The organism is Actinomyces haliotis (genome assembly GCF_015355765.1).
Taxonomy (GTDB): Bacteria; Actinomycetota; Actinomycetes; order Actinomycetales; family Actinomycetaceae; genus Actinomyces; species Actinomyces haliotis.
Genome location: NZ_JACWNA010000001.1, coordinates 122,504 through 143,613, shown reverse-complemented (window position 1 = coordinate 143,613; position 21,110 = coordinate 122,504). Strand labels below are relative to the sequence as shown.

General features: G+C 72.1%; 16 protein-coding genes. 6 read left to right on the top strand and 10 right to left on the bottom strand.

The window, feature by feature from the left end:
• Nucleotides 1–53 precede the first annotated feature (53 nt).
• From IXW69_RS00530 to IXW69_RS00520, 3 genes are read left to right on the top strand one after another with little or no spacing between them, the layout of a single operon-like run.
• On the top strand, nt 54–1,292 hold the full coding sequence (locus tag IXW69_RS00530; RefSeq protein WP_407646500.1) for a hypothetical protein: 1,239 nt from the start codon (nt 54–56) through the stop codon (nt 1,290–1,292).
• Nucleotides 1,293–2,822 carry a hypothetical protein gene (locus IXW69_RS00525; protein WP_228524396.1) on the top strand — a complete coding sequence of 510 codons (1,530 nt, stop codon included), beginning with the start codon at nt 1,293–1,295 and terminating at the stop codon, nt 2,820–2,822. It begins immediately after the preceding gene.
• The gene (locus IXW69_RS00520) at nt 2,815–4,377 is read left to right on the top strand and encodes a multicopper oxidase domain-containing protein (RefSeq protein WP_194784437.1); all 1,563 of its coding nucleotides are present in this window, start codon (nt 2,815–2,817) and stop codon (nt 4,375–4,377) included. The genes IXW69_RS00525 and IXW69_RS00520 overlap by 8 nt, the downstream gene beginning before the upstream one ends.
• A 44-nt stretch (nt 4,378–4,421) precedes the next feature.
• On the opposite strand, the gene IXW69_RS00515 is transcribed toward IXW69_RS00520, so the two are convergent.
• From IXW69_RS00515 to IXW69_RS00495, 5 genes are all read right to left on the bottom strand, one after another.
• On the bottom strand, nt 4,422–5,150 hold the full coding sequence (locus tag IXW69_RS00515) for a helix-turn-helix transcriptional regulator (protein WP_194784436.1): 729 nt from the start codon (nt 5,148–5,150) through the stop codon (nt 4,422–4,424).
• Between the two features lie 131 nt (nt 5,151–5,281).
• Complete coding sequence (gene rsgA / locus IXW69_RS00510; RefSeq protein ID WP_194784435.1) at nt 5,282–6,397, bottom strand: ribosome small subunit-dependent GTPase A; 1,116 nt, start codon at nt 6,395–6,397, stop codon at nt 5,282–5,284.
• Nucleotides 6,397–7,929: a 3-phosphoshikimate 1-carboxyvinyltransferase gene (gene aroA / locus IXW69_RS00505; RefSeq protein ID WP_323745090.1), complete on the bottom strand. Its 1,533-nt coding sequence runs from the start codon at nt 7,927–7,929 to the stop codon at nt 6,397–6,399. The genes rsgA and aroA overlap by 1 nt, the downstream gene beginning before the upstream one ends.
• 158 nt (nt 7,930–8,087) lie before the next feature.
• Nucleotides 8,088–10,325 (bottom strand): NADP-dependent isocitrate dehydrogenase, encoded by a 2,238-nt coding sequence (locus IXW69_RS00500; protein ID WP_194784433.1) that lies wholly within the window; start codon nt 10,323–10,325, stop codon nt 8,088–8,090.
• A 229-nt stretch (nt 10,326–10,554) separates the two neighbouring features.
• On the bottom strand, nt 10,555–11,046 hold the full coding sequence (locus IXW69_RS00495; RefSeq protein WP_194784432.1) for a DoxX family protein: 492 nt from the start codon (nt 11,044–11,046) through the stop codon (nt 10,555–10,557).
• Nucleotides 11,047–11,256: 210 nt separating this feature from the next.
• Here IXW69_RS00495 and IXW69_RS00490 point away from each other — a divergent pair, with 210 nt between their 5' ends.
• From IXW69_RS00490 to IXW69_RS12145, 3 genes are all read left to right on the top strand, one after another.
• On the top strand, nt 11,257–12,033 hold the full coding sequence (locus IXW69_RS00490) for a sigma-70 family RNA polymerase sigma factor (protein ID WP_407646499.1): 777 nt from the start codon (nt 11,257–11,259) through the stop codon (nt 12,031–12,033).
• On the top strand, nt 12,033–12,383 hold the full coding sequence (rsrA, locus tag IXW69_RS00485) for a mycothiol system anti-sigma-R factor (RefSeq protein WP_194784431.1): 351 nt from the start codon (nt 12,033–12,035) through the stop codon (nt 12,381–12,383). Before IXW69_RS00490 ends, rsrA begins: the two co-directional genes overlap by 1 nt.
• Nucleotides 12,384–12,536: 153 nt before the next feature.
• Nucleotides 12,537–12,611: a 50S ribosomal protein bL37 gene (locus tag IXW69_RS12145; protein WP_390881948.1), complete on the top strand. Its 75-nt coding sequence runs from the start codon at nt 12,537–12,539 to the stop codon at nt 12,609–12,611.
• A 97-nt stretch (nt 12,612–12,708) separates the two neighbouring features.
• Here the strand turns inward: IXW69_RS12145 and IXW69_RS00480 are convergent, their stop codons facing one another.
• The 5 genes from IXW69_RS00480 to IXW69_RS00460 all read right to left on the bottom strand — a co-directional run bounded on the left by IXW69_RS00480 (nt 12,709) and on the right by IXW69_RS00460 (nt 20,586).
• Nucleotides 12,709–13,578 (bottom strand): carbohydrate ABC transporter permease, encoded by an 870-nt coding sequence (locus IXW69_RS00480; protein WP_194784430.1) that lies wholly within the window; start codon nt 13,576–13,578, stop codon nt 12,709–12,711.
• Nucleotides 13,575–14,462: a carbohydrate ABC transporter permease gene (locus IXW69_RS00475; protein ID WP_194784429.1), complete on the bottom strand. Its 888-nt coding sequence runs from the start codon at nt 14,460–14,462 to the stop codon at nt 13,575–13,577. The genes IXW69_RS00480 and IXW69_RS00475 overlap by 4 nt, the downstream gene beginning before the upstream one ends.
• Nucleotides 14,459–15,802, bottom strand: a complete 1,344-nt coding sequence (locus tag IXW69_RS00470; protein ID WP_323745089.1) for an ABC transporter substrate-binding protein — start codon at nt 15,800–15,802, stop codon at nt 14,459–14,461. The genes IXW69_RS00475 and IXW69_RS00470 overlap by 4 nt, the downstream gene beginning before the upstream one ends.
• Before the next feature lie 213 nt (nt 15,803–16,015).
• Nucleotides 16,016–16,597 (bottom strand): GDSL-type esterase/lipase family protein, encoded by a 582-nt coding sequence (locus IXW69_RS00465; RefSeq protein WP_228524435.1) that lies wholly within the window; start codon nt 16,595–16,597, stop codon nt 16,016–16,018.
• 161 nt (nt 16,598–16,758) lie between these two features.
• Nucleotides 16,759–20,586, bottom strand: coding sequence for a multifunctional oxoglutarate decarboxylase/oxoglutarate dehydrogenase thiamine pyrophosphate-binding subunit/dihydrolipoyllysine-residue succinyltransferase subunit (locus IXW69_RS00460; protein ID WP_228524434.1), 3,828 nt, complete (start codon nt 20,584–20,586; stop codon nt 16,759–16,761).
• Nucleotides 20,587–21,110 lie beyond the last annotated feature (524 nt).

Genomic DNA, 21,110 nt, shown 5'->3' with positions numbered 1-21,110 from the left:
ATTGCCCGGTACGCGACTATATTATTACGGTTGCTCTTGTGAAAAACAGAGGGGTGGGTGTGTCGAAGAGCGCAGAGGTCCTCACGACCCGCGTCTGGCCCCGGCTCATCTGCCTGCTCCTCGGCGCCGCCTGCCTCCTCGCCGGCCTCGACGCCGCCCTCCTGCGCGTCGGGCTCCCCGCGCCCGTGAGCGGCGCCGAGCTCTCCGACCTCCACGGCCCCCTCATGCTCGTCGGCTTCCTCGGCACCGTCATCGCCCTCGAGCGCGCCGTCGCCGCCCGCGCCCCCTGGGCCTTCCTCGCTCCGCTCGGATCCGCCCTCGGCTGCCTGCTCCTCCTGGCCGGCGCCCCCGCGCTCCTCGGCTGCGCCGTCGTCCTCGCCGGGGCTCTCGCCCTGTGCGGCATCTACGTCGCCGTCCACCGGCGCGCACCATCCGTCGCCGGCGACGTCGAGTCCCTCGGCGCCATCGCACTCGCCCTCGGCGACCTCCAGTGGCTCGCCGCCGGAGCGTCGGGCACCTCCGCGGCACAGGCCGTCCCCGCCGCGGTCCCCCTCTGGCTCCTCTTCCCCGTGCTCACCATCGTGGGGGAGCGGCTCGAGCTCGCCCGCGTCGCCTTCCTCGGCGACGGCGTCGAGGGGACCGTCCGCGGCCTGTCCGCCCTCGCCCTCCTCGCCGCCTGCCTCCTGCCCGTCACCGACGCCGCGCACCTCGTCCTCGGCCCCGCCCTCCTCGCGCTCGCGGTCGTCATGACGTACTACGACGTCGCCCGCCGCACGATCCGCGCCAGCGGGGGACCTCGCTTCATGGCCGCCTCCATGCTCGCCGGCTACGTCTGGCTGGCTCTCGCCGGCGTCGTCTGGACCCTCACGAGTATCGACGGCGGGACCGGCGCCGCCTACGAGATCGTCATCCACTGCCTGGCGCTGGGCTACGCCTTCTCCATGATCCTGGCGCACGCGCCGACGATCGTCCCCGCCATCGTCCACCGGCGCCTGCCCTACCACCCGCTCATGTGGTTGCCCTACGCCCTGCTGCACCTCGGGCTCGCCGCCCGCGTCATCGGCCTCGCCGTCGGCGCCGCCGGGCCGTGGCAGACCGGCGGGGCGCTCGGCGTCGCCGCGATCCTCGTCTTCCTCGCCATCGTCGTCGTGAGCGCCTTGGCCTCCGGGTCCATCACGAGGACCCGCCGCAGCGGAGCGACGGTCCGAGCGACCAGCGCCCGTCCCTCCCCGGGGCCCGAGCCCGTCGCTTCCTCCACGCACATCACCCCAGCGCCCGACAGGAGGGCCTGAATGTCCATCTCCGTCGGCGTGCCCGGAAGCCCCGGCCGTCCGGGCGAGCAGCCCGCCTCCAGCGCCAGCGGTCGCCCCGGCGCCGGCTTCGCCACCCCCGGCACCCAGCGCCTGCCCGCCCAGCGTCACACCCGCCGGAACACCCAGGTCCGGCGCAACGCCGTCGTGCTCGCCTGGGTCGTGGCCGCCGCCGTCCTCGCCCTCCTCGTCGTCGGCGGACCGCTTGCGAGCTGGGGCCAGTGGCTGCCGCTGCACACCGTCCTCCTCGGCGGCATCGGCTCCGCGATCACCATCTGGTCCGCGCACTTCGCGGACACCCTCCTGCACCGCCCGGCACTCGGCGGAGCCGCCCTCCTCGACGCCCGCCTCTACGCGCACAGCGCCGGCAGCCTCCTCGTCCTCATCGGGATCACGGCCGGCTGGCAGGTCCTCGCGATGGTCGGCGTCACCGTCGTCATGCTCGCCGCGCTCGCCGGCGTGCTCGCCATCGGCGTCCAGTACCGGCGCGCCGTCGCCCCGCGCCTGGCAGCCCTCGCCGTCCACTACGCCGTCGCCCTCCTGCTCCTCGCCGTCGGTGCCACCCTCGGCTACCTCACGAGCTGGGCGGAGGCGCGGGGCGGCGTCCACCTCGCCGACGTCCTCTACGTCTCCCACACGATGACCATGCTCCTCGGCTTCGTCGGCACCACCGTGCTCGGCACCCTCACCGTGCTGTGGCCGACGATGCTGCGCACCAAGATGGAGGTCGAGGCGCCGCGCTGGACGAGCCGCGGTCTGCCCGTCATCGTCGTCGGGACCGTCCTCCTCGCGTGCTCCGGCCTCTGGGCGCCGCTCGCCGCCGTCGGCGCCCTCGTCTACCTCGCCGGTGCCTGCGGCGTCGTCGTCCCCGCGGTGCGGACCGCCCGGCGCGTCCCGCCGTCCTCCTTCGCGACGGCCTCCGCGGCCGCCGCCGTCGTCTGGTTCCTCGCCTGCGTCGTGAGGATCGGGATCGGCATCACCCTCGCCGGCGACGCCTCAGGCGCCCGCGACGTCATCCACGGGGTGCGCGTCGCCCTCGGCGCCGGCTTCGCCCTCCAGGTCCTCGCCGCGGCGCTGTCCTACCTCACCCCCGTCATGCTCGGCGGCGGACCCGCCACCACCCGGGCGATCAACGCGATCATGGACCGGGCCGCGGCCTACCGCGTCACCGCGTCGAACGCCTGCCTGCTCCTCGCCGTCCTGCCCTTCCTCAGCTGGCCCGTGCGCGCCACCGCCGCCCTCGTCGCCGGCGCGGTCGCCTGCTACGTCCTCGTCGGCATGGGCCTGTCCGGCCGCGAGCTCGTCCGCCGCTCCCGCAAGAAGGACGACGACGTCGTCGCCCTCAGCATCCCGGTCGGACCGCCCAAGGGTGCGACGGGGGGCAGCATGCTCCCTGTCGGCGGACTGTCGTCACGTCCGTCGAGTGCCTCCGACCGCAGGACGAGCGGTCCCACGACCATCCTCACTCCCGCACCCGCCCAGAAGAAGACCGAGGAGCACACCGATGAGTGACGCCGACGAGCCCGCGCAGGACGACGCTGCGTCATCGACCCCCACGTCATCGACCCCCGGCGCGTCGGGACGCGCCCGAGGCGCCGCGCACCGGGGCGCCGTCACCTCCGGCACCGCGCCCGCGGTCGGGCGCGGCCGAGCCGGCTCCTCCGCGCAGGACACCGAGGCCGCCCGTCAGGCGGCTCGCGCGACCGACCGCCGCGGCGCCCTCATGGGTCTCGTCACGGCGGGCGCGGCCGTCGTCGTCGGCTCCGCCTACGCCGCCCACGAGCACGGCTCCAGCTCCACCAGCGGCTCGGGCGCCGACGGCGTCACCCCCACCGGCCGCACCGTCCGCCAGACGATCACCGTCAACGGCATGCGCTTCGTGCCCGAGACCGTCGAGGTGAGCGTCGGCGACCGCCTCGTCCTCACCCTCGACAACACCGCCGACCAGGTCCACGACCTCGTCCTCGACGTCGACGGCACGAGCCTCACCACGGGGCGCGTCGCCGCCGGAGCGAGCGCCACGCTCGACGCCGGCGTCATCCCCGGGCCCGTCGAGGGCTGGTGCTCCATCGCCGGCCACCGCGCCCAGGGCATGGTCCTCCACGTCACCGCCGACGGCGCCAGCGCAGCCGCCTCAGCGACAGCAACCTCCGCGGCGAGCACGGGCTCCGACGCCGTCCCCGACCTCTCCGCCGCCCTGCCCCACGGCTTCACCCCGTGGGACGCCGCCCTCGACCCCGCGCCCACGGCCACGACCCACAGCGAGACCCTCACCGTCACCGAGGTCGCCGACGCCTACGTCGGGGCCGGTGTCACTCAGACCCGCTGGACCTACAACGGCACCGCGCCCGGCCCGGTCCTGCGCGGGCACGTCGGCGACACCTTCGAGATCACCCTCGTCAACAAGGGCGAGATGAGCCACTCGATCGACTTCCACGCCGGCATGGTGTCCCCGGACGACACCATGCGCTCCATCGACCCCGGCGAGAGCCTCGTCTACAAGTTCACCGCCCAGCACTCAGGCATCTGGCTCTACCACTGCTCGACGGTCCCCATGAGCGAGCACCTGGCCGCCGGCATGTACGGCGCCGTCATCATCGACCCCGACGGCCTCGCCGACGTCGACAGGGAGTACCTCCTCATCCAGTCCGAGACCTACCTCGGGCCCGAGGGCGGCACCCCCGACACCGCGAAGATCTCCGCCAAGACGCCGGACCTCATGAGCTTCAACGGCGTCGCCTTCCAGTACGCACTCGAGCCGCTGGCCGCCAGGGCCGGCGAGCGCGTCCGCTTCTGGGTGCTCGACGCCGGCCCGAGCCTGCCCAGCTCCTTCCACGTCGTCGGGCTCCAGTTCGACACCGTCTTCTCCGAGGGCGCCTACCTCCTCGGCGGCCCCGACGAGCTCGGGCGAGCCTGGCACGGCGGCTCGCAGGCCCTCGCCCTCCAGCCCGCCCAGGGCGGCTTCGTCGAGGCCGAGGTGCCTGCGGCGGGCAGCTACTCGATCGTCACCCACGCCTTCGCCGACATGGAGAAGGGCGCCAAGGGGATCCTCAGGGCGACGGCCTGAGCCCCGCCTTTCTGGGACGCGGCGGGGCTCAGGAGACGGCCTACTCAGACCGTCGCGGGCTCGTCGCTCGCGAGGACGTGGCAGCCGTCGTCCACCAGCGGGACGACGGACAGGTGCGTGCGGGAACCCGGGTCGTTCGCCGGGCTCAGACCACGGCCCTGCTCGGCGAGCACCTCGTTGAGGAAGCCCTCGTGCATGAGGCAGACGAGCGAGTGCGGGACGCGGTCCCTCGTCACGAGCGGGCACGCCTTGAGGACGATCTCCTCGCCGGCGACGTCGGGGGCGAAGCCCATCGTCGACAGGTCGGGAAGCAGCGCCGTCGCGCGCGTGAGGGCGTTCGGGGCCCCGGCGGTCGCCGCGTCGGCCTCGGAGAGCGGTGTCAGCTGAGCCCACCGTCGACCGATCTCGCGGGCGAGGCGCTGGGCCTCGGGGCCCGTCCCGAGAGTGTCGGCGATGGCGTCGAGCAGGGTGAGGTAGGAGTCGAGGACCTGGGCGGGGTCCGGTGCGGTCGAGGCGTAGCGCAGGGCGGGGCGGCCGCGCCGACCCGTCGGCCTGGTGGAGACCTCGACGAAGCCCGCCTCGACAAGGGCGTCGAGGTGCTCTCGCACCGTGTTGTGGTGGAGGTCGAGCCTCTCAGCCACCTCAGCGGCGGTCATCGGCTCGTCGGCCGACTCGATGGTCTCCAGGACCCTGCGGCGCGCCACCGACAGGTCTGAGCGGGCCGAGAGGTCCGCCCAGGACGGGCGCGGGAGTCGCGTGGGGGCTTCTGACATGCCACCACCCTAACCTTTGTCACGACTCTGAAGCGGAAAAAGGTCCCAGAACGCGTTGTTCGCGCCGTTATCGTGCGGGTCCCGGGCGCGGAATTGTCACGGAGTCGCCGCTCTCGGGCAGGTGTGTGCGCTCAGCGGTGGTGACCACTGGGGAGCGTCGGGTCCTCCGCCTCGAGCGAGGGCGCGAGGAGCCGGCGGAGGGAGGCGACGCGGCTGCCCCGCTGCTCGCGCACGGCGTCGTCGACGTCGGTCGCGGCGGCCCACTCGTCGAGCGCGCAGTCGATGACGCCCTCGTCGTGGGTGCAGCCGCGCGGGCAGTCCTCGGCCACCTCGGCCAGGTCCGGGAACCCGCGCAGGACGTCGGCGCTCGAGACGTGCGCAACCCCGAAGGAGCGCACTCCCGGGGTGTCGATGACCCAGCCGCCGCCAGGCAGCGCGACCGCCTGAAGGCTCGTCGAGGTGTGTCGGCCGCGGCCCGTCACCTCGTTCACGTGCCCGGTGACCCTGTGCGCCTCGGGGACGAGCGCGTTGATGAGGGTCGACTTGCCCACGCCGGAGTGGCCGACGAACACGCTCGTGCGGCCGGCGATGCGCTCGCGCACCGCGTCGACACCCGTCCCGGCCGCGGCGGCGCCGTCGGGGCCGGCCTCACGGACAGCGCGCTCGAGGTGCGTCGCGACGGAGGCCACGCCGAGCGGCTCGTAGAGCGCGAGGAGCGGACCCGCGTCGGCGAGGTCGGACTTGGTGAGGACGAGGAGGGGCTCCATCCCCGCGTCGTAGGCGGCCACGAGGTAGCGGTCGATCATGCGCGGTCGCGGCTCGGGGTCCGCGACGGCGGTGACGATGACGAGGAGCTCCGCGTTGGCGACCACCGGGCGCTCGGTGCCGGCGGCGTCGCCGTCCTCGGCGGACCGGCGCAGGAGCGTGCGGCGCTCCTCGACCCGGACCATGCGGGCGAGCGTGTCCTTGCGGCCCGAGACGTCGCCGACGACGCCGACACGGTCCCCGACGACGACCTTCCCCCGACCGAGCTCGCGGGCCTTCATCGCGGTGATGTCGCCGGTGCCGTCCTCGGTGAGGGAGGGGTCCTCGAGGCGGATGCGGTAGTGGCCCCGGTCGATGCGGGTGACCATGCCGATGACGGCGTCCTCGTGGGCGGGGCGCTGCTTCGTGCGCGGGCGCGAGCCGCGGCGGTTGGGACGGACGCGGACGCGCGGGTCGTCGGTGCCCGTGTCGCGGCGGGCCATCAGTGGGTCTCTCCGTCGGAGGCAGGGGCGAGTGACCGATCTCGTGGTTCGGATGTCCCGATCTCGAGGTCAGGATGTCCCGATCTCGGCTCGAGAAGAGTCGTCCACATGGCGGGGAAGTTCGGGAGGGTCTTCGAGGTGCAGGCGACGTCGACCACCTGGCAGCCCGGGATCCCGACGCCCAGGAGAGCGGCGAAGGTCGCCATCCGGTGGTCGGCGTAGGTCTCCAGGACGGCCGGGTGGAGCGCGGCGCCGGCGGGCAGGGCGTCGATCTCGATGCCGTCGTCGGTCTCCCGGGCGAGTCCTCCGACTCGCTGGATCTCGGTGACGAGGGCGGCGAGCCGGTTCGTTTCGTGACCCCGCAGGTGGGCGATGCCGGTGAGGCGTGAGGCCTGCCCGTTCGCGGAGGCAAGGGCTGCCAGGGCCGCCACGGTGGGAGCGAGCTCGCCGACGGCCGAGAGGTCGGCGTCGATGCCGGTGAGCGAGGCGGCGCCGTCGCCGGTAGCCGTGAGGGCGAGCCCGTCGTCGACGTCGGCGAGCGAGACCCGACCGCCGAGGCGGGGGAGGAGATCGCGCCAGGCGTCGCCGGCCTGGGTCGTGGTGGAGGGCCATGCGGGTACGGTGACGGATCCGCCCGCGACGAGGGCCGCGGCGAGGAAGGGACCGGCGTTGGACAGGTCCGGTTCGATGAAGACGGCGCCGCCCGCGGGGCGGCCTGGACGGACCGTCCAGGTGCGCTCGCCCTCGGGCACGTCCGCGTCCGGCTCGTCGACGGTGACGCCGCGCCCGCGCAGGGAGGCGACCGTCATGGCGACGTGGGGGAGGGAGGGGACGTGACCGGTCGGCGTGAGGGCGAGCCCGCCCGGGACGAGGGGGCCGAGCATCAGGAGCGCGGAGAGGAACTGCGAGGAGCCCTCGGCGTCGACGGCGACGCGGTGCGGCTCGCCGGGGTTCATGGTGCCGCCAGGCTTGAGCAAGCCTCCGTTGCCGGGGCCGACCCGCACGGGCAGGTGCCCCGGCTCGCCGAGCCAGGTCACCTCGGCGCCGAGGGCTGACAGTGCGTCGAGGACCGGTCCGAGAGGGCGCAGACGCGCTCCGGCGTCGCCGTCGAAGATGACGGGACCGTCAGCGAGGGTGGCGAGTGGCGGGACGAAGCGCATGACCGTGCCCGCGAGCCCGCAGTCGACGTGCGCCGCGCCGTCGGGGCCGGTGGCGACTGGGAGGGGGAGCGCTGCTGGCGTGACGCGCAGACGCGGTCCCGTGGCGTCGAGGCGCTCGACGCGGGCACCGAGGGTGGTGAGGGCCGAGACCATGAGATCGGTGTCGCGTGAGCGCAGGACCCCGGTGAGCTCGGTGGGGGCGTCGGCGACGGCCGCGAGGACGAGCGCACGGGCGGTGAGGGACTTCGAGCCCGGCAGCGGCACGACGGCGTCGAGCGGTCCGGCTGCGGTGGGAGCCGGCCACGGGTCCGCGACGCGGGTGGTCGGCCTCTCGGTGGCTGCGTTACTGCTGCGTTCGTCCGTGCTCGTCACGGGCGCCATTGTGTCAGGCGGCAGCCGGGCCGGTCCCGTGGGTCCGCCTCGAACGACGAGCACAACCTCCTTGGACGGGACGGGCGCCGTCGGCATCGTGCTCGTCCAGGGAGGTCGTGCTCGTGGGGGGGGCGGGTGGCCAGACCCGGATCACGCGCTCACAGCGCGTCGATGACGGCGTTGAAGGTCGCGCTCGGGCGCATGACCTTGTCCGCCAGCTCGGGCGTCGGCAGGTAGTAGCCGCCGAGGTCGACCGGGTGCCCCTGGACCCCGACGAGCTCCGCCTGGATCTGCTCGTTGTCCGCCTTGAGCCTCTCGGCCACGGGGGCGAAGGCGGCGGCGAGCTCGGTGTCCGTCGTCTGGGCGGCGAGCTCGGTGGCCCAGTACAGGGCGAGCCAGGCGTGCGAGCCGCGGTTGTCGATGCCTCCGACGCGGCGCTCGGGGGAGCGGTTCTCCTCCAGCAGGGTCGTCGTCGCTGCGTCGAGGGCGTCAGCGAGGACGGTGGCCTTCGGGTTGCCCGAGACCTCCGCGACGTGGCGTAGCGCCTCCGCCAGGGCAAGGAACTCCCCCAGGGAGTCCCAGCGCAGGTAGTCCTCCTCGAGAAGCTGGCGCACGTGCTTCGGGGCGGAGCCGCCGGCGCCGGTCTCGTACAGGCCGCCGCCGTTCATGAGCGGGACGACGGAGAGCATCTTGGCGCTCGTGCCCACCTCGAGGATCGGGAAGAGGTCCGTGTTGTAGTCGCGCAGGACGTTGCCCGTCACGGAGATCGTGTCCTCGCCGCGGCGGATCCGCTCGAGGGAGAGCCGCGTGGCGGCGACCGGGTCGAGGATGCGGATGTCCAGGCCCTCGGTGTCCTCGTCCGCCAGGTACTTCTTCACGAGCCCGATGATGACGGCGTCGTGGCCGCGCTCGGGGTCGAGCCAGAAGACGGCGGGCGCGCCCGTGGCGCGGGCACGGGTGACGGCGAGGTGGACCCAGTCGCGGACCGGGGCGTCCTGGGTCTGGCAGGCGCGCCAGATGTCCCCGGCCTCGACCTCGTCGGAGAGCAAGACGGTGGCGGGCTCGGCGCCGGCGCCGTCGACGACGACCACCTCGACGGTTCCGGGTACGTCGATGAGGAAGGTCTTGTCGTGGCTGCCGTACTCCTCGGCCTTGCGGGCCATGAGGCCGACGTTCGGGACGGTGCCCATCGTGGTCGGGTCGAGGGCGCCGTGCTCCTTGCAGTCCTCGATGACCGCCTCGTAGACGCCGGCGTAGGAGCTGTCCGGGATGACGGCGAGCGTGTCAGCCTTCTCGCCGTCGGCGTCCCAGAGCTTGCCGCCGTTCCTGATCATGGCGGGCATCGAGGCGTCGATGATGACGTCGGACGGGACGTGCAGGTTGGTGATGCCGTGGTCGGAGTCGACCATGTTGAGGCGCGGGCCCTGTGCGAGGTCGTTCTCGATGGAGTCGCGGATGCGCTGGCCCGAGGCGAGGCCGTCGAGCCCGGCGAGGATGGCGCCGAGGCCGTCCTCCGGGCGCAGACCGGCCTCAGCGAGCTCCTCGCCGTAGGTGGCGAAGGTGCCCGGCAGGGCCGCGCGGACGGCGTGGCCGAAGATGAGCGGGTCGGAGACCTTCATCATCGTGGCCTTGAGGTGCACGGAGAGCAGGACGTCGTCGGCCTTGGCGGCGCGGACCTGCTCGGCGAGGAAGGAGTCGAGGGCGGAGGCGGACATGTGGGTCGCGTCCACGATCTCCCCGGCGGTGACCGGGAGCGACTCGCGCAGGACGATCGGCTCGCCGCCGTCGGCGGGGCGCTCCTGGATGCGCAACGTGCCCGCCTCGGGGACGACGACGCTCTTCTCGTTGTGCCGGAAGTCGCTCTCGCTCATGGTGGCGACGCGGGTGCGCGAGTCCTTGCTCCACTCGCCCATGGAGTGCGGGTGGGTGCGCGCGTAGGCCTTGACGGCGCCCGGCGCGCGGCGGTCGGAGTTGCCCTCGCGCAGGACCGGGTTGACGGCGCTGCCCTTGACGGCGTCGTACCGTGCGCGGGCGTCGCGCTCGGCGTCCGTCGAGGGGCTGTCCGGGTAGTCCGGGACGGCGTAGCCGGCGGCCTGGAGCTCCTTGATCGCCGCCTTGAGCTGGGGGAGCGAGGCCGAGATGTTCGGCAGCTTGACGATGGTGGCCGACGGCGACTGGGTGAGGGCCCCGAGGCGGCCGAGGTCGTCCTCGGCGAGGTCGAATGCGGCGAGGACGCGCCCGGCCAGGGAGATGTCCGCGGTGCCGACGCTCACGCCCGCGGGGCGCGTGAAGGCCTCGACGACGGGGAGGAAGGAGTGGGTGGCGAGCATCGGTGCCTCGTCCGTCCACGTCCAGATGACGTCGGGCTGCTCGTTGCTCGTGCTGGTCTGGGTCACGTCGTTGGTCTCCCGGTTCCTCGGGCGCGGCGGTCGTGCTGGGCGCGCCGCGCGTGGTCCCTCCCGCCGACGGGCGGGAGCCGTATCAGCTCCGAGGTTACCGCGAAGCGCCGACGCGAATGTGACGCGAGCCGCACCCCGTTCGGGGTGCGGCCCGTGTCGGCCGCTCACGGGCGACCGCTGGCTGCGCGGGGCGGGCGCATGGCGCCGCCCCCGGGAGCCCTGCGGCTCAGAAGAGGCCCTTGGCGTCGTCGAAGGCGTTCTCCATGGCCTCGCGCTGCTGGCGGGAGTTGCGCAGCTGCCAGGCGAGCGACGGGTCGCCCTCGCGGTCCACCGAGGCGAGGAGCAGCCCGGCGCCCAGCGCACCGCCGCGAGCGAGGCCGGACAGGGCCTCGGAGCGCTCGTCCTTGCCGCGTGCGGCCCAGACGGGGTTGTTGATGAGGGTGAGCGGGATGTTGAGGCCGGCGAGCACGGCGGCCGAGCTGCGCGGGGCGATCCCGGTGGCCAGGCCGAGCCCGGCGACGACGCTGACGGCGCCGGTGGCGCGCGTCAGGTTGGTGACGTCAGAGGTGATGACCGGCGGAAGGCCCGTCTTCTCGAGGAGAGGGGCGACGCGCTCGAACTTCTCGACGTGGCGCCTCGGGCGCGCGATGGCGTCGACGCCGTCGACGATGAAGGAGGCCGCGAGGATGGGGCGGGCAAAGCTGCGAAGAAGGTCCATGTGCTCATCCTCACTCAGGTCGGGCCGGGCCGCCAGGCGGGAGGGCCCGGTTGCGCGCTCGGCGATCCCGCGCCGGGCGCGCCGGGAATGCGTCCGGGCCGGGAGCCGTTGTGCCAGGCGATGACCACGATGACCCTCGCTCCAGCCGCAAGCGGACTCAGCGCCGCCCCGCGCCGCCCCGCGCGCCGTCGCGGGCTAGGCTCGTGGCTGATGACGGACACCGACACGCACTCCTCCACGAGCGCGCCGGGCGTCGAGAGCCCCGGCGGCCCCGACGACGCCGGGCACGCTGCTGACGTCGAGCTCGACGCGTCCGGGGAGGACGCCGTCGACGGCCGCACCCGAGAGGAGCTGGCCGAGGACATCGACCCGGACGGCGACGGCTCCCTTGACCGTGCCCCTGACGACGAGTCCGAGGAGGAGCGCGCCGCCCGGTTCGAGGCCGACGCCCTGCCCTACCTGGACCAGCTCTACGGCGCCGCCCTGCGCATGACGCGCAACAGTGCCGACGCGGAGGACCTCGTCCAGGACGCCTACGCCAAGGCCTTCGGGTCCTTCCACCAGTACCGGCCCGGCACGAACCTCAAGGCCTGGCTGTACCGGATCCTCACCAACACCTTCATCAACTCCTACCGGAAGAAGCAGCGCGAGCCCCTCCAGTCCGACGCGGACGCCGTCGAGGACTGGCAGCTCCACCGGGCCGCCTCGCACGACTCGGTGGGTCTGCCGAGCGCGGAGGTCCTTGCTCTGGACGACCTCCCGGACGACGAGATCAAGGACGCGCTCATGGAGCTGAGCGAGGAGCGACGCCTGGCGGTGTACCTCGCGGACGTCGAGGGCTTCTCCTACAAGGAGATCGCCGAGATCATGGGCACCCCGATCGGGACGGTCATGTCCCGCCTGCACCGGGGGCGCCGCCAGCTGCGCGAGCTGCTCGCGGACCACGCCCGTCGCCTGGGCTACGTCAAGGACGAGGAGGAGAAGTGATGCGCGACGCCGGTCACGCCACGGACCACGCCGCGGACGGCGGCTGCTCGTGCTCCGAGGCCCGGGCGCACCTGGAGGCCTTCCTGGACCACGAGTGCGACGGTGACCTCTCCGAGCGCCTCGCCGCGCACGTCGCGACCTGCTCGCACTGCGCGAAGGTCGCCGACGCCGAGGTGCACCTCCGCGAGATCCTTCGCTCCCGCTGCGCCGAGCAGGCTCCCTCCGAGCTTCGCGCCCGCGTCCTGGGGCGTCTGTCGGTCATGCGTGCCACCTCCACGGTCACGACCGTGACGAGCGGTGGAAGCACGACGACGGTGCGTCGCCGGACGGTCAGCCACACCGAGGGCTGACGGCCTGCCGGGGCGTCGCGGGCGGTCGCCTGGTCCCCGTGCCGAGGCGTGACCCGCGCAACGGGTGACCGACTGGAACCGACTTGGTCGCTTGTGCGAGGATGTGCAGGTTCCGTGCCCCGTCTGGGGCAGTCCAGACATGAGGAGGCAGTTATGAGCAAGCGCGGTCGGAAGCGTCGTTCCCGTGCGAAGAGCGCTGCGAACCACGGCAAGCGTCCCAACGCCTGAGCCGGGTCGCGAACGCACCCAGAACTGAGTACCGGGGGCCGGTCACCGAGATGGTGACCGGCCCCCGGTCCGTGCGTGCGGACTGGTGGCGGCGGAGCTACTCCTTGACGGCGCCCTCGGTCAGACCGCCCTTCCAGAAGCGCTGGAGGATGAGCATGAGGATCGCCAGCGGGATGATGCTGAGCAGCGCACCGCCGATCGTCAGCTGGTAGTACTGCGGCAGCCTGTTCGTCTGGGACAGCCAGGTGTTGAGGCCCAGCGTGACCGGGTAGAGCCGGTCGTCGGCCAGCATGATGAGCGGGAGGAAGTAGTTGTTCCAGATGGCGACGAACTGGAAGAGGAAGACCGTCACGAGCGACGGAGTCATCTGCCGCAGCCCGATCCGGTGGAAGATCGCCAGCTCGCCTGCTCCGTCGATCCGCGCGGCCTCGATGAGCGAGGAGGGCACGGCGGCATCGGCGTAGATCCGGCAGAGGAACAGCCCGAAGGGACTCACGACGGCCGGCAAGAGAACGGCCAGGTAGGAGTTCGTCAGCCCCAGCCGGGAGAAGACGAGGAAGAGAGGGAGCGCGGTGGCGGTGCCCGGAACGAGCACGCCGCCCATGACGAGCCCGAAGACGACGTTCTTCCCACGGAAGTCGTACTTCGAGAGCGCGTAGCCGGCGGCTGCCGCGAAGTACGTCGCGAGCACGGCGCCGACGCCCGAGTACAGCAGCGAGTTGAGGAACCACCGGGGGAACACCGAGCCGTTGGCGGTGAGGACGTTCTTGAGGTTGTCCCACAGGACGACGGTGTGGCCGAACCAGAAGCCGTTGGTGGAGAAGAGGTCCTCGGTGGTCTTCGTCGCGTTGACGAGGACCCACAGGACGGGGATGACGAAGTACAGCGAGACGAGAACGAGGATCGCGGTGATGATCCAGGTCGTGGACCGCTTGGTGCCCGCCTCGCGGGAGTTGGTGCTGCTCATCGCTTCTGCCTTCCGCGTGAGGAGGTCGCCCGGAGGAAGATGAACGACAGGAGGAACGCCGCCAGGGCGATGATGACGGCCTCGGCGGAGGCGACCCCGTAGTCGTTGTACTGGAAGGCCCAGGTGTAGGCCGAGTAGTTCGGCGTGTACTCCGTGTTGATGGCCGGGGCCATCGTCGAGAGGACCTGAGGCTCGGCGAAGAGCTGGAGGGTCCCGATGATGGAGAAGACGGTCGTGAGCAGCAGCGCCGGCCTGATGAGCGGGAGCTGGACCGAGGCGGCGATGCGCAGGGGGCCCGCGCCGTCGACCTTGGCGGCCTCGTAGACCTCGGAGGGGATCGCCTTGAGCTGGGCGATGATGATGAGCATGTTGTAGCCCGTGTAGGCCCAGGTGACGATGTTGGCGATGGACCACAGGACGTGGTTGTCCGCCAGGAAGTCGTAGTGGATCCCGACGGCGCCGAGCGCGTCGACGATGGGGGACAGTCCCGGGATGTACAGGAACGACCACAGGATCGTCGCGATGACCCCGGGGACCCCGTAGGGCATGAAGTACAGCCCGCGGAACAGCCCGGGCCACTTGGCGGCGGCCGACTCCAGCAGGAGGGCCAGGATCGTCGACGCGGCGATCATGACCGTCACCTGGACGATCCCGAAGAGGAGCACCCGGCCGATCGACTGGAGGAAGTTCATGTTCCCCAGTGCCGTCGCGTAGTTGTCGAGGCCGGCGAAGGCCTGCGTCGTGCCGCGCTCGCCGTACAGGCCCGAGTAGCGGGTCCGGGTGAACGACTGGGCGACCGCGACGATGATCGGGACGATGAAGGTGAGCAGGAAGAAGAGGAGGAACGGGGCGAGGAGGGCCCAGGGGGCCCAGGACTTCTTCATGCGGAGACCTCCTGCGCGCGCAGGCCGCGGCGGACGAAGGCCTCCACGATCTGCTTCTGGGACGCGGCGAGCGAGTCGACGAGCGTCGTGCCGTCGGTGAGCTTGCTGCGCATGCCGTCGGCGATGATGTTGATGGACTGCTGGCACAACGGGGGCCACTTCCACTCGAGGTTCTGGTCCTTGGCCATCGGGACCATGACCTCGGTGTTGTACGACTGGCCGGAGAAGAACTCGCTCGGCTTCTCCCGGCTGGCTCCGACGTAGTCGGCGGCCGGGGACCAGCCGATGCCGCAGTTGGCGATGAGCGCGTCGAGGGCCTCGGGCGTGGAGTGCATCCACACCACGAAGTCCATGGCCTCCTTGGGGTGCTTTGAGTTCGCCATGACGGCGGCGGTGGAGCCACCGGAGTAGGACGATCCGTAGCCGATGTCCCACCGGGGCATGGGCGCCACCCGGAACTTCCCCGAGCCTCCCGGCACCGCCTCGATGAGGGCGTCGGCCCAGGAGCCGTTGGTGTGGGAGGCGAGCGTCCCGTCTCCCATCGCTGAGAGCCAGGGTGAGGAGAAGGGGCCGAACGCGGTGTTGACCAGGCCGTCGTCGATGGCCTCGTCCCAGAACGATGCGACCGTGCGGCAGGCGTCGTCAGTGAGGTTGATGGTCCAGGAGCCGTCGTCCTCGGGCACGAACCAGTTCGCACCGGCCTGCTGGCAGAACGTCGCCATCATGTTGCCGTCCGCCACGTTGAACACGTCCATGTACGTGCCCGGCAGCGTCCCCTTGATGGTGCGGGCCGTGTCGGCCCACTCCTCCCACGTCGTCGGGGGCTCGGCTCCGACCTTCTCGAAGACGTCGGTGCGGTAGAAGGTCGCGACGGGACCGGTGTCCTGGGGGATCGCGTAGACGCCGTCGGCGATGTCGACGTAGCTCCACGCGGCCTTGTCGAACTTGGACTCGTCCGAGCGGGCGCCGTAGCGGGCGATGTCGGTGAGGTCGCCCGCGAGGATGAACTCGGGGATCATGCGGAGCTCGACCTGTCCGATGTCAGGACCGGCACCGGCGGCGAGCGCGGAGTAGAGCTTCTGGTAGCCGCCCTGCGTCGAGGACGGGATCCAGGTGACCTCGACGGAGACGTCGGGGTTGACCTTGGAGTACAGGTCCGCGACCTTCTGGAGGTCCTTGAGCCATGACCAGTAGGTCAGGGTCACCTTTCCCTTCGCCGCTGGGACCGTGGGGGAGGTGTTCACCCCCGTCCCGGTCGTCGCGCAGCCTCCGAGGGACAGGGCGGCCGCGCCCAGGCCGAGCTCCAGGACCTGACGACGTGGCAGCAGTCTGGTGCGCACGGTCACTCCTCATCGTTGAGTACGGGTCTGGCGTGGGGAGGACGGACCCGCGACCACCCTACGTGTGACGAGCCGCACGCGCAGGCGATCGTCGGATGACGCACGATGGTCACGTCAGACGTCGAGCGTGCGCTCCGCGCAACGACGGCGGAGACGACCTCGCCCCGGCCCTGAGAGGGGCCGGGGCGAGGTCGCTGCGGAGACGTACGCGGCTCAGACGGTGCGGGCGGTGCCCATCCACTCGTACCAGCCGCGGTGCAGGACGAGCCACGCGAGGAGGCCGTAACCGGCCTGACCGGGGTGGGAGCCGCCCGCGGCGGCGACGTCCGTGCCCCACTGCTCGTGGTTGCGGAGCGGCTCGAAGGTGTCGACGAAGGGCACGTTGCGGCGCGAGCAGACCTCGGCCACGGCGCGCGAGAGAGCGGCCGTGCCCTCCGGGTCGACGCCCGGGAAGGGCGGCGGGCCGACGACGAAGCAGGAGCGGCGGTCCGAGATCGCCGTGTCGAGGATGTTCGCGATCGCGAGGCGCGAGCGGGCGTGGGAGACGCCGTTGACGACGTCGCCGACGCCGAGCCCCAGCACGAGACGGTTCTGACCGGTAGGGGTCGAGCGCCTGGCGACCTCCTCCTCCCAGCGGGCGGTGAGCTGGGTGGTGGTCTCACCGGGGACGGCGAGCTGCATCCACACGGCGTCGATCTCGCGCGGGGTGCGCGCCATGACGCGGCCCGTCCAGCCGAGCGCGCGCGGGTCGCCGTAGCCGGCGACGAGCTCGTCGCCCAGGAAGTGGATCCTCATCTCGTCCACGGGAGTCCTCCTGACTTGGATTGGTCCAGTGCGCACGCTACCAGCGTCCGACGACGGCGCCCGCGTCGCTGCCTGAGCGACGCGGGCGCCGACGCGCCGTGGAGGCGGCGCGGAGCGCCGCGCCGACCGCGGGCGCCCCGGTTGCCGGAGCCTCAGCCCTGGTCGAAGGCCTTGGCGACGAGCTCGGCCTGGGTGCGCTTGTAAACGCCGGCCGTGCCGACCGCCGGAGCCGCCGCGACGTGCCGCGAGGCGAGGCCGGGGCGCTTCCCGCCCGTGATCGAGTCGGGCAGGTTGAGGGCCAGGAAGGGCCACACTCCCTGGTTCTCCGGCTCGTCCTGCACCCACACGAGCTCCGCGCCCTCGAAGGGCGCGAGGGCCTCGGCGAGCTCCTCGACGGGCAGCGGGTAGAGCTGCTCGAGGCGGATGATCGCGATCGTGTCGTCCTGACGCTTGGCGCGCTCGGCGATGAGGTCGTAGTAGACGCGGCCGGAGCACAGGAGAACGCGGGTGACGCGGCCACCGTCGACGACCTTCTGCTCCGTCTCGCCGATGACCGGCTGGAACGCGCCGTCGGTGAAGTCCTCCACGGACGACGTCGCCGCCTTGAGGCGCAGCAGCTGCTTCGGGGTGAAGACGATGAGCGGACGCCGCGGTCGGCGGAAGGCCTGCTCGCGAAGCACGTGGAAGTGGTTCGCCGGCGTCGACGGCATGACGACCCGCATGTTGTCCTGGCCGCACATCTGCAGGTAGCGCTCGATGCGGGCGGAGGAGTGGTCCGGGCCCTGGCCCTCCTGACCGTGGGGCAGGAGGAGGACGAGACCGGAGCGCTGGCCCCACTTCTGGGCCGCCGAGGTGACGTACTCGTCGATGACGCTCTGGGCGCCGTTGGCGAAGTCGCCGAACTGGGCCTCCCACAGGGTGAGGGCGTCCGGGCGCTCCACCGAGTAGCCGTACTCGAAGGCCATCGCCGCGTACTCGCTCAGGAGCGAGTCATAGATCTCGAAGGGCGCCTGGTCCGGAGTGAGGAAGTCGAGCGGCGTCCACTCGGCGCCCGAGTCGTGGTCGTGGAGGACCGCGTGGCGCTGGGCGAAGGTGGCGCGGCGCGTGTCCTCGCCCGCGAGTCGCACGGGGACGCCGTCCATGAGGAGGGAGCCGAGGGCGAGCAGCTCGCCGAAGCCCCAGTCGATGCCGCCATCGCGCGAGGCGGCCTGACGCTTCTCAAGCATCTTGGCGAGCTTGGGGTGGACGTGGAAGCCCTCCGGGTAGGCGATCTGGGAGTCGCCGATGCGCTCGACGATCTCCCTCGGGACCGCGCTCGTCCATCCGATCATCATGCCGGCGCCGGCGGCCTGCGAGCTGGGCAGCTCGAGGCTGGAGCGCTGGCGTCCGACGAGGGTCGGGTCGGCCTCGGACTGCCCCTCGGCGGCCTCCTCGGCCATCGAGGTCTCCTCGGACTTGTCCGCGTGGGCGGCACGGGTCTCGGTGAGGATCCGCTCGAGCTCGTCGTGGAAGTCGGTCTCGATCTGCTCGGCCTCCTCCTCGGTGATCTCCTCGCGCCCCACGAGCTGGCCGAGGTAGACGGCGCGGGTCGAGGGCATGGAGTCGATGAGGCGGTACATGACCGGCTGCGTCATCGAGGGGTCGTCGCCCTCGTTGTGACCGCGGCGGCGGTAGCAGATCAGGTCGATGATGACGTCCTTGTGGAAGGTCGCCCGGTACTCGTAGGCGCGCTCGGCGACGCGCGCGACGGTCTCGGGGTCGTCCGCGTTGACGTGGAAGATCGGCACCTGGAGGCCCTTGGCGAGGTCCGTGGCGTAGGTCGTCGAGCGGCCAGACGCGGAGCCGGTCGTGAAGCCAATCTGGTTGTTGACGACGACGTGGACGGTTCCGCCGGTGCGGTAGCCGGGCAGCTGGGACATGTTGAGGGTCTCGTAGACGACGCCCTGGCCGGCGAAGGCGGCGTCGCCGTGCACGAGCACCGGGAGCACCGTGTAGCCCTTCTCTCCCAGGCCGATGCGGTCCTGCTTGGCACGGGCGATGCCCTCGACGACGCCGTCGACCGTCTCCAGGTGGGAGGGGTTGGCGGCCAGGGAGACGCGCGTCTCGACCCCGTCGGTGCCCGTGAAGACGCCCTCCGTGCCCAGGTGGTACTTGACGTCGCCGGTGCCGGCGCCCTCGATGACGCCGTTGCCGTCGAACTCGTCGAAGACCTGCGCGTAGGACTTCCCGGCGATGTTGGTGAGGACGTTGAGGCGGCCGCGGTGGGCCATGCCGATGACGACCTCGTCGAGGCCGTCGTGGGCGGCCTCGTCCAGGACGCGGTCGAGCAGGACGATGAGGGACTCGCCGCCCTCGAGGCTGAAGCGCTTCTGGCCGATGTACTTCGTCTGGAGGAAGGTCTCGAAGGCCTCGGCCTGCTGCAGCTTGGTGAGGATGCGGCGGCGGTCGGCGTCGGTCGTGGGGGACCAGGGGCCCTCGAGGCGCTCCTGCCACCACTCGCGCTGCGCCGGGTCCTGGATGTGCATGTACTCGATGCCCACGGTGCGGCAGTAGGCCTCGCGCAGGCGGTCGAGGATCTCGCGCAGGGTGGCGCGCTCGGTCCCGCCCAGTCCTCCGGTGGGGAAGGTGCGGTCCAGGTCCCACAGACTCAGCCCGTAGGTGGTGATGTCCAGGTCGGGGTGGCGGCGCAGGCGGTACGTGAGCGGGTCCGTGTCCGCGGCGAGGTGGCCGCGCTGCCGGAAGGCGTGGATGAGCTCGGCGACGCGGGCCGGCTTGCCCGTCTCCAGCTCGGCGTCGTAGGTCGTGTCACGCGTCCAGGTGACGGGCTCGTGGGGGACTCGCAGGGACTCGAAGGCCCGCTCCCAGAAGCCGTCGAGGCCGAGGAGCTTGGTCTCGAGCAGGCGCAGGAACTCGCCCGACAGCGCGCCCTGGATGACCCGGTGGTCGTAGGTAGAGGTGAGCGTGATGGTCTTGCCGACGCCGTTGCGGGCCAGCGTCTCGTCGCTCGCCCCGGCGAAGGCGGCCGGGTACGCCATGGAACCGACCCCGATGATCGCGCCCTGCCCGGGCATGAGACGCGGCACCGAGTGCAGGGTGCCGATCATGCCGGGGTTGGTCAGGGTGACGGTCGTCCCCATGAAGTCAGCGACCTCGAGCTTGCCGTCGCGGGCCTTGCGCACGAGCGCCTGGTTCGCCTCGACGAAGCCGGCCAGGTCGAGCAGGTCGGCCTGCTTGATGGAGGGCACCATGAGGCGGCGCTCGCCCTTGGACGTGGGCACGTCGATGGCGAGGCCGAAGGCGACGTGGGCGGGCTCGTGGAGGACCGGCTTGCCCTTCTCGTTCGTCGTGTAGGAGACGTTCATGCCGGGCATCTCGGTGAGCGCCTCGACGACGGCCCAGCCGATGAGGTGGGTGAAGGAGACCTTCCCGCCGCGGGTGTGGGAGAGGTGGGAGTTGATGATCGCCCGGTTCTCGATCATGACCTTGGCGGGGACGGCGCGCGCGGAGGTCGCCGTCGGGATGGACAGCGATTCCTCCATGTTCCTCGCCGTGCGCGCCGGGGCGCCCTTCATCCTGGTGTCGACGTCGGCGGCGTCGGAGGAGCCGTGGCCCTCGGCGGCCAGACGGGCGACCCGCTGCGCGTACGGAGAGGTCGGAGGGGCGACGTCGGAGGTGGGCGCCGGCGGCAGGTCGGACCGGGTGACGTCCTGGACCGGGGTGGCGGCCCGGCGCCGCGGACGGATCGCGGTGTCCTCGTCGCCCGCGGGAGCGGACTCGGGGTGGGTGGCGCCCGCGGGAACGGCGTCGGGGGCGGGGACGACTGCCGACTCGGGCGCAGGCGCGGGGCTCGAGGAGGCCTCGGCTCCGGCGCTCTCGTCCTCGCTCACGCCCGCGGCGGGATCCTTCTCGAAGAGCTCACGCCACTGGGCGCTCACGGAGGAGGGGTCGGCCTCCCAGGCCTCGCGCATCTCCTCCACCATCCACTCGTTGGCTCCGAATCCTGCGGCTCCAGCCGCGGTGCTCTCATGCGTCGGCACGGCGCTTCTCTCCTCGTCGAATGGCGGTCGGCGCTGCCGTCATGGCGGTGATGACCGTCACGGGGCCGCGTCGCGCGCAATCCTACGTTCGTGACCTGCGTCGCGATAGTGAAACGCGGGACCAAAGGCACGGGTCTTGCGATTCCCCTTGCGTCTCCGTGACACCGCCGTCGGAGCGCGGCCCGCGGCCCACCCGCCCTCCAGCCACGGCCTCCGCTCGGCGGCGTCGGCCCTGCTCACCCGGCCTCCGTCGCCGTGAGCGCGTCGCGCCCCGGTGATAGCGTGCGAGCCACTATGCGACCGGCCTCCAGCAGGGCCCGCGGACGCTCCGAGCGGCGTCCCGCCCGCCCGCACCACGCCCACAGCGAGTCCACCAGCGACCGCGACCGTCCCCACCCCGCTACCACCACGGCGGCCCCTCGAGCCGCTGCAGCCGCGGCCGGGACCGACTCCTGGCGGGTGAGCGC

Bases quoted from the DNA above. Each gene is read 5' to 3' on its own strand.
- IXW69_RS00460 (WP_228524434.1), bottom strand. From the start codon at position 20,586: ATGGTGGAGGAGATGCGCGAGGCCTGGGAGGCCGACCCCTCCTCCGTG.
- IXW69_RS00475 (WP_194784429.1), bottom strand. From the start codon at position 14,462: ATGAAGAAGTCCTGGGCCCCCTGGGCCCTCCTCGCCCCGTTCCTCCTC.
- IXW69_RS00515 (WP_194784436.1), bottom strand. From the start codon at position 5,150: ATGTCAGAAGCCCCCACGCGACTCCCGCGCCCGTCCTGGGCGGACCTC.
- IXW69_RS00495 (WP_194784432.1), bottom strand. From the start codon at position 11,046: ATGGACCTTCTTCGCAGCTTTGCCCGCCCCATCCTCGCGGCCTCCTTC.
- rsgA (WP_194784435.1), bottom strand. From the start codon at position 6,397: ATGGCCCGCCGCGACACGGGCACCGACGACCCGCGCGTCCGCGTCCGT.
- IXW69_RS00490 (WP_407646499.1), top strand. From the start codon at position 11,257: ATGACGGACACCGACACGCACTCCTCCACGAGCGCGCCGGGCGTCGAG.
- IXW69_RS00520 (WP_194784437.1), top strand. From the start codon at position 2,815: ATGAGTGACGCCGACGAGCCCGCGCAGGACGACGCTGCGTCATCGACC.
- rsrA (WP_194784431.1), top strand. From the start codon at position 12,033: ATGCGCGACGCCGGTCACGCCACGGACCACGCCGCGGACGGCGGCTGC.
- IXW69_RS00465 (WP_228524435.1), bottom strand. From the start codon at position 16,597: ATGAGGATCCACTTCCTGGGCGACGAGCTCGTCGCCGGCTACGGCGAC.
- IXW69_RS00480 (WP_194784430.1), bottom strand. From the start codon at position 13,578: ATGAGCAGCACCAACTCCCGCGAGGCGGGCACCAAGCGGTCCACGACC.
- IXW69_RS00525 (WP_228524396.1), top strand. From the start codon at position 1,293: ATGTCCATCTCCGTCGGCGTGCCCGGAAGCCCCGGCCGTCCGGGCGAG.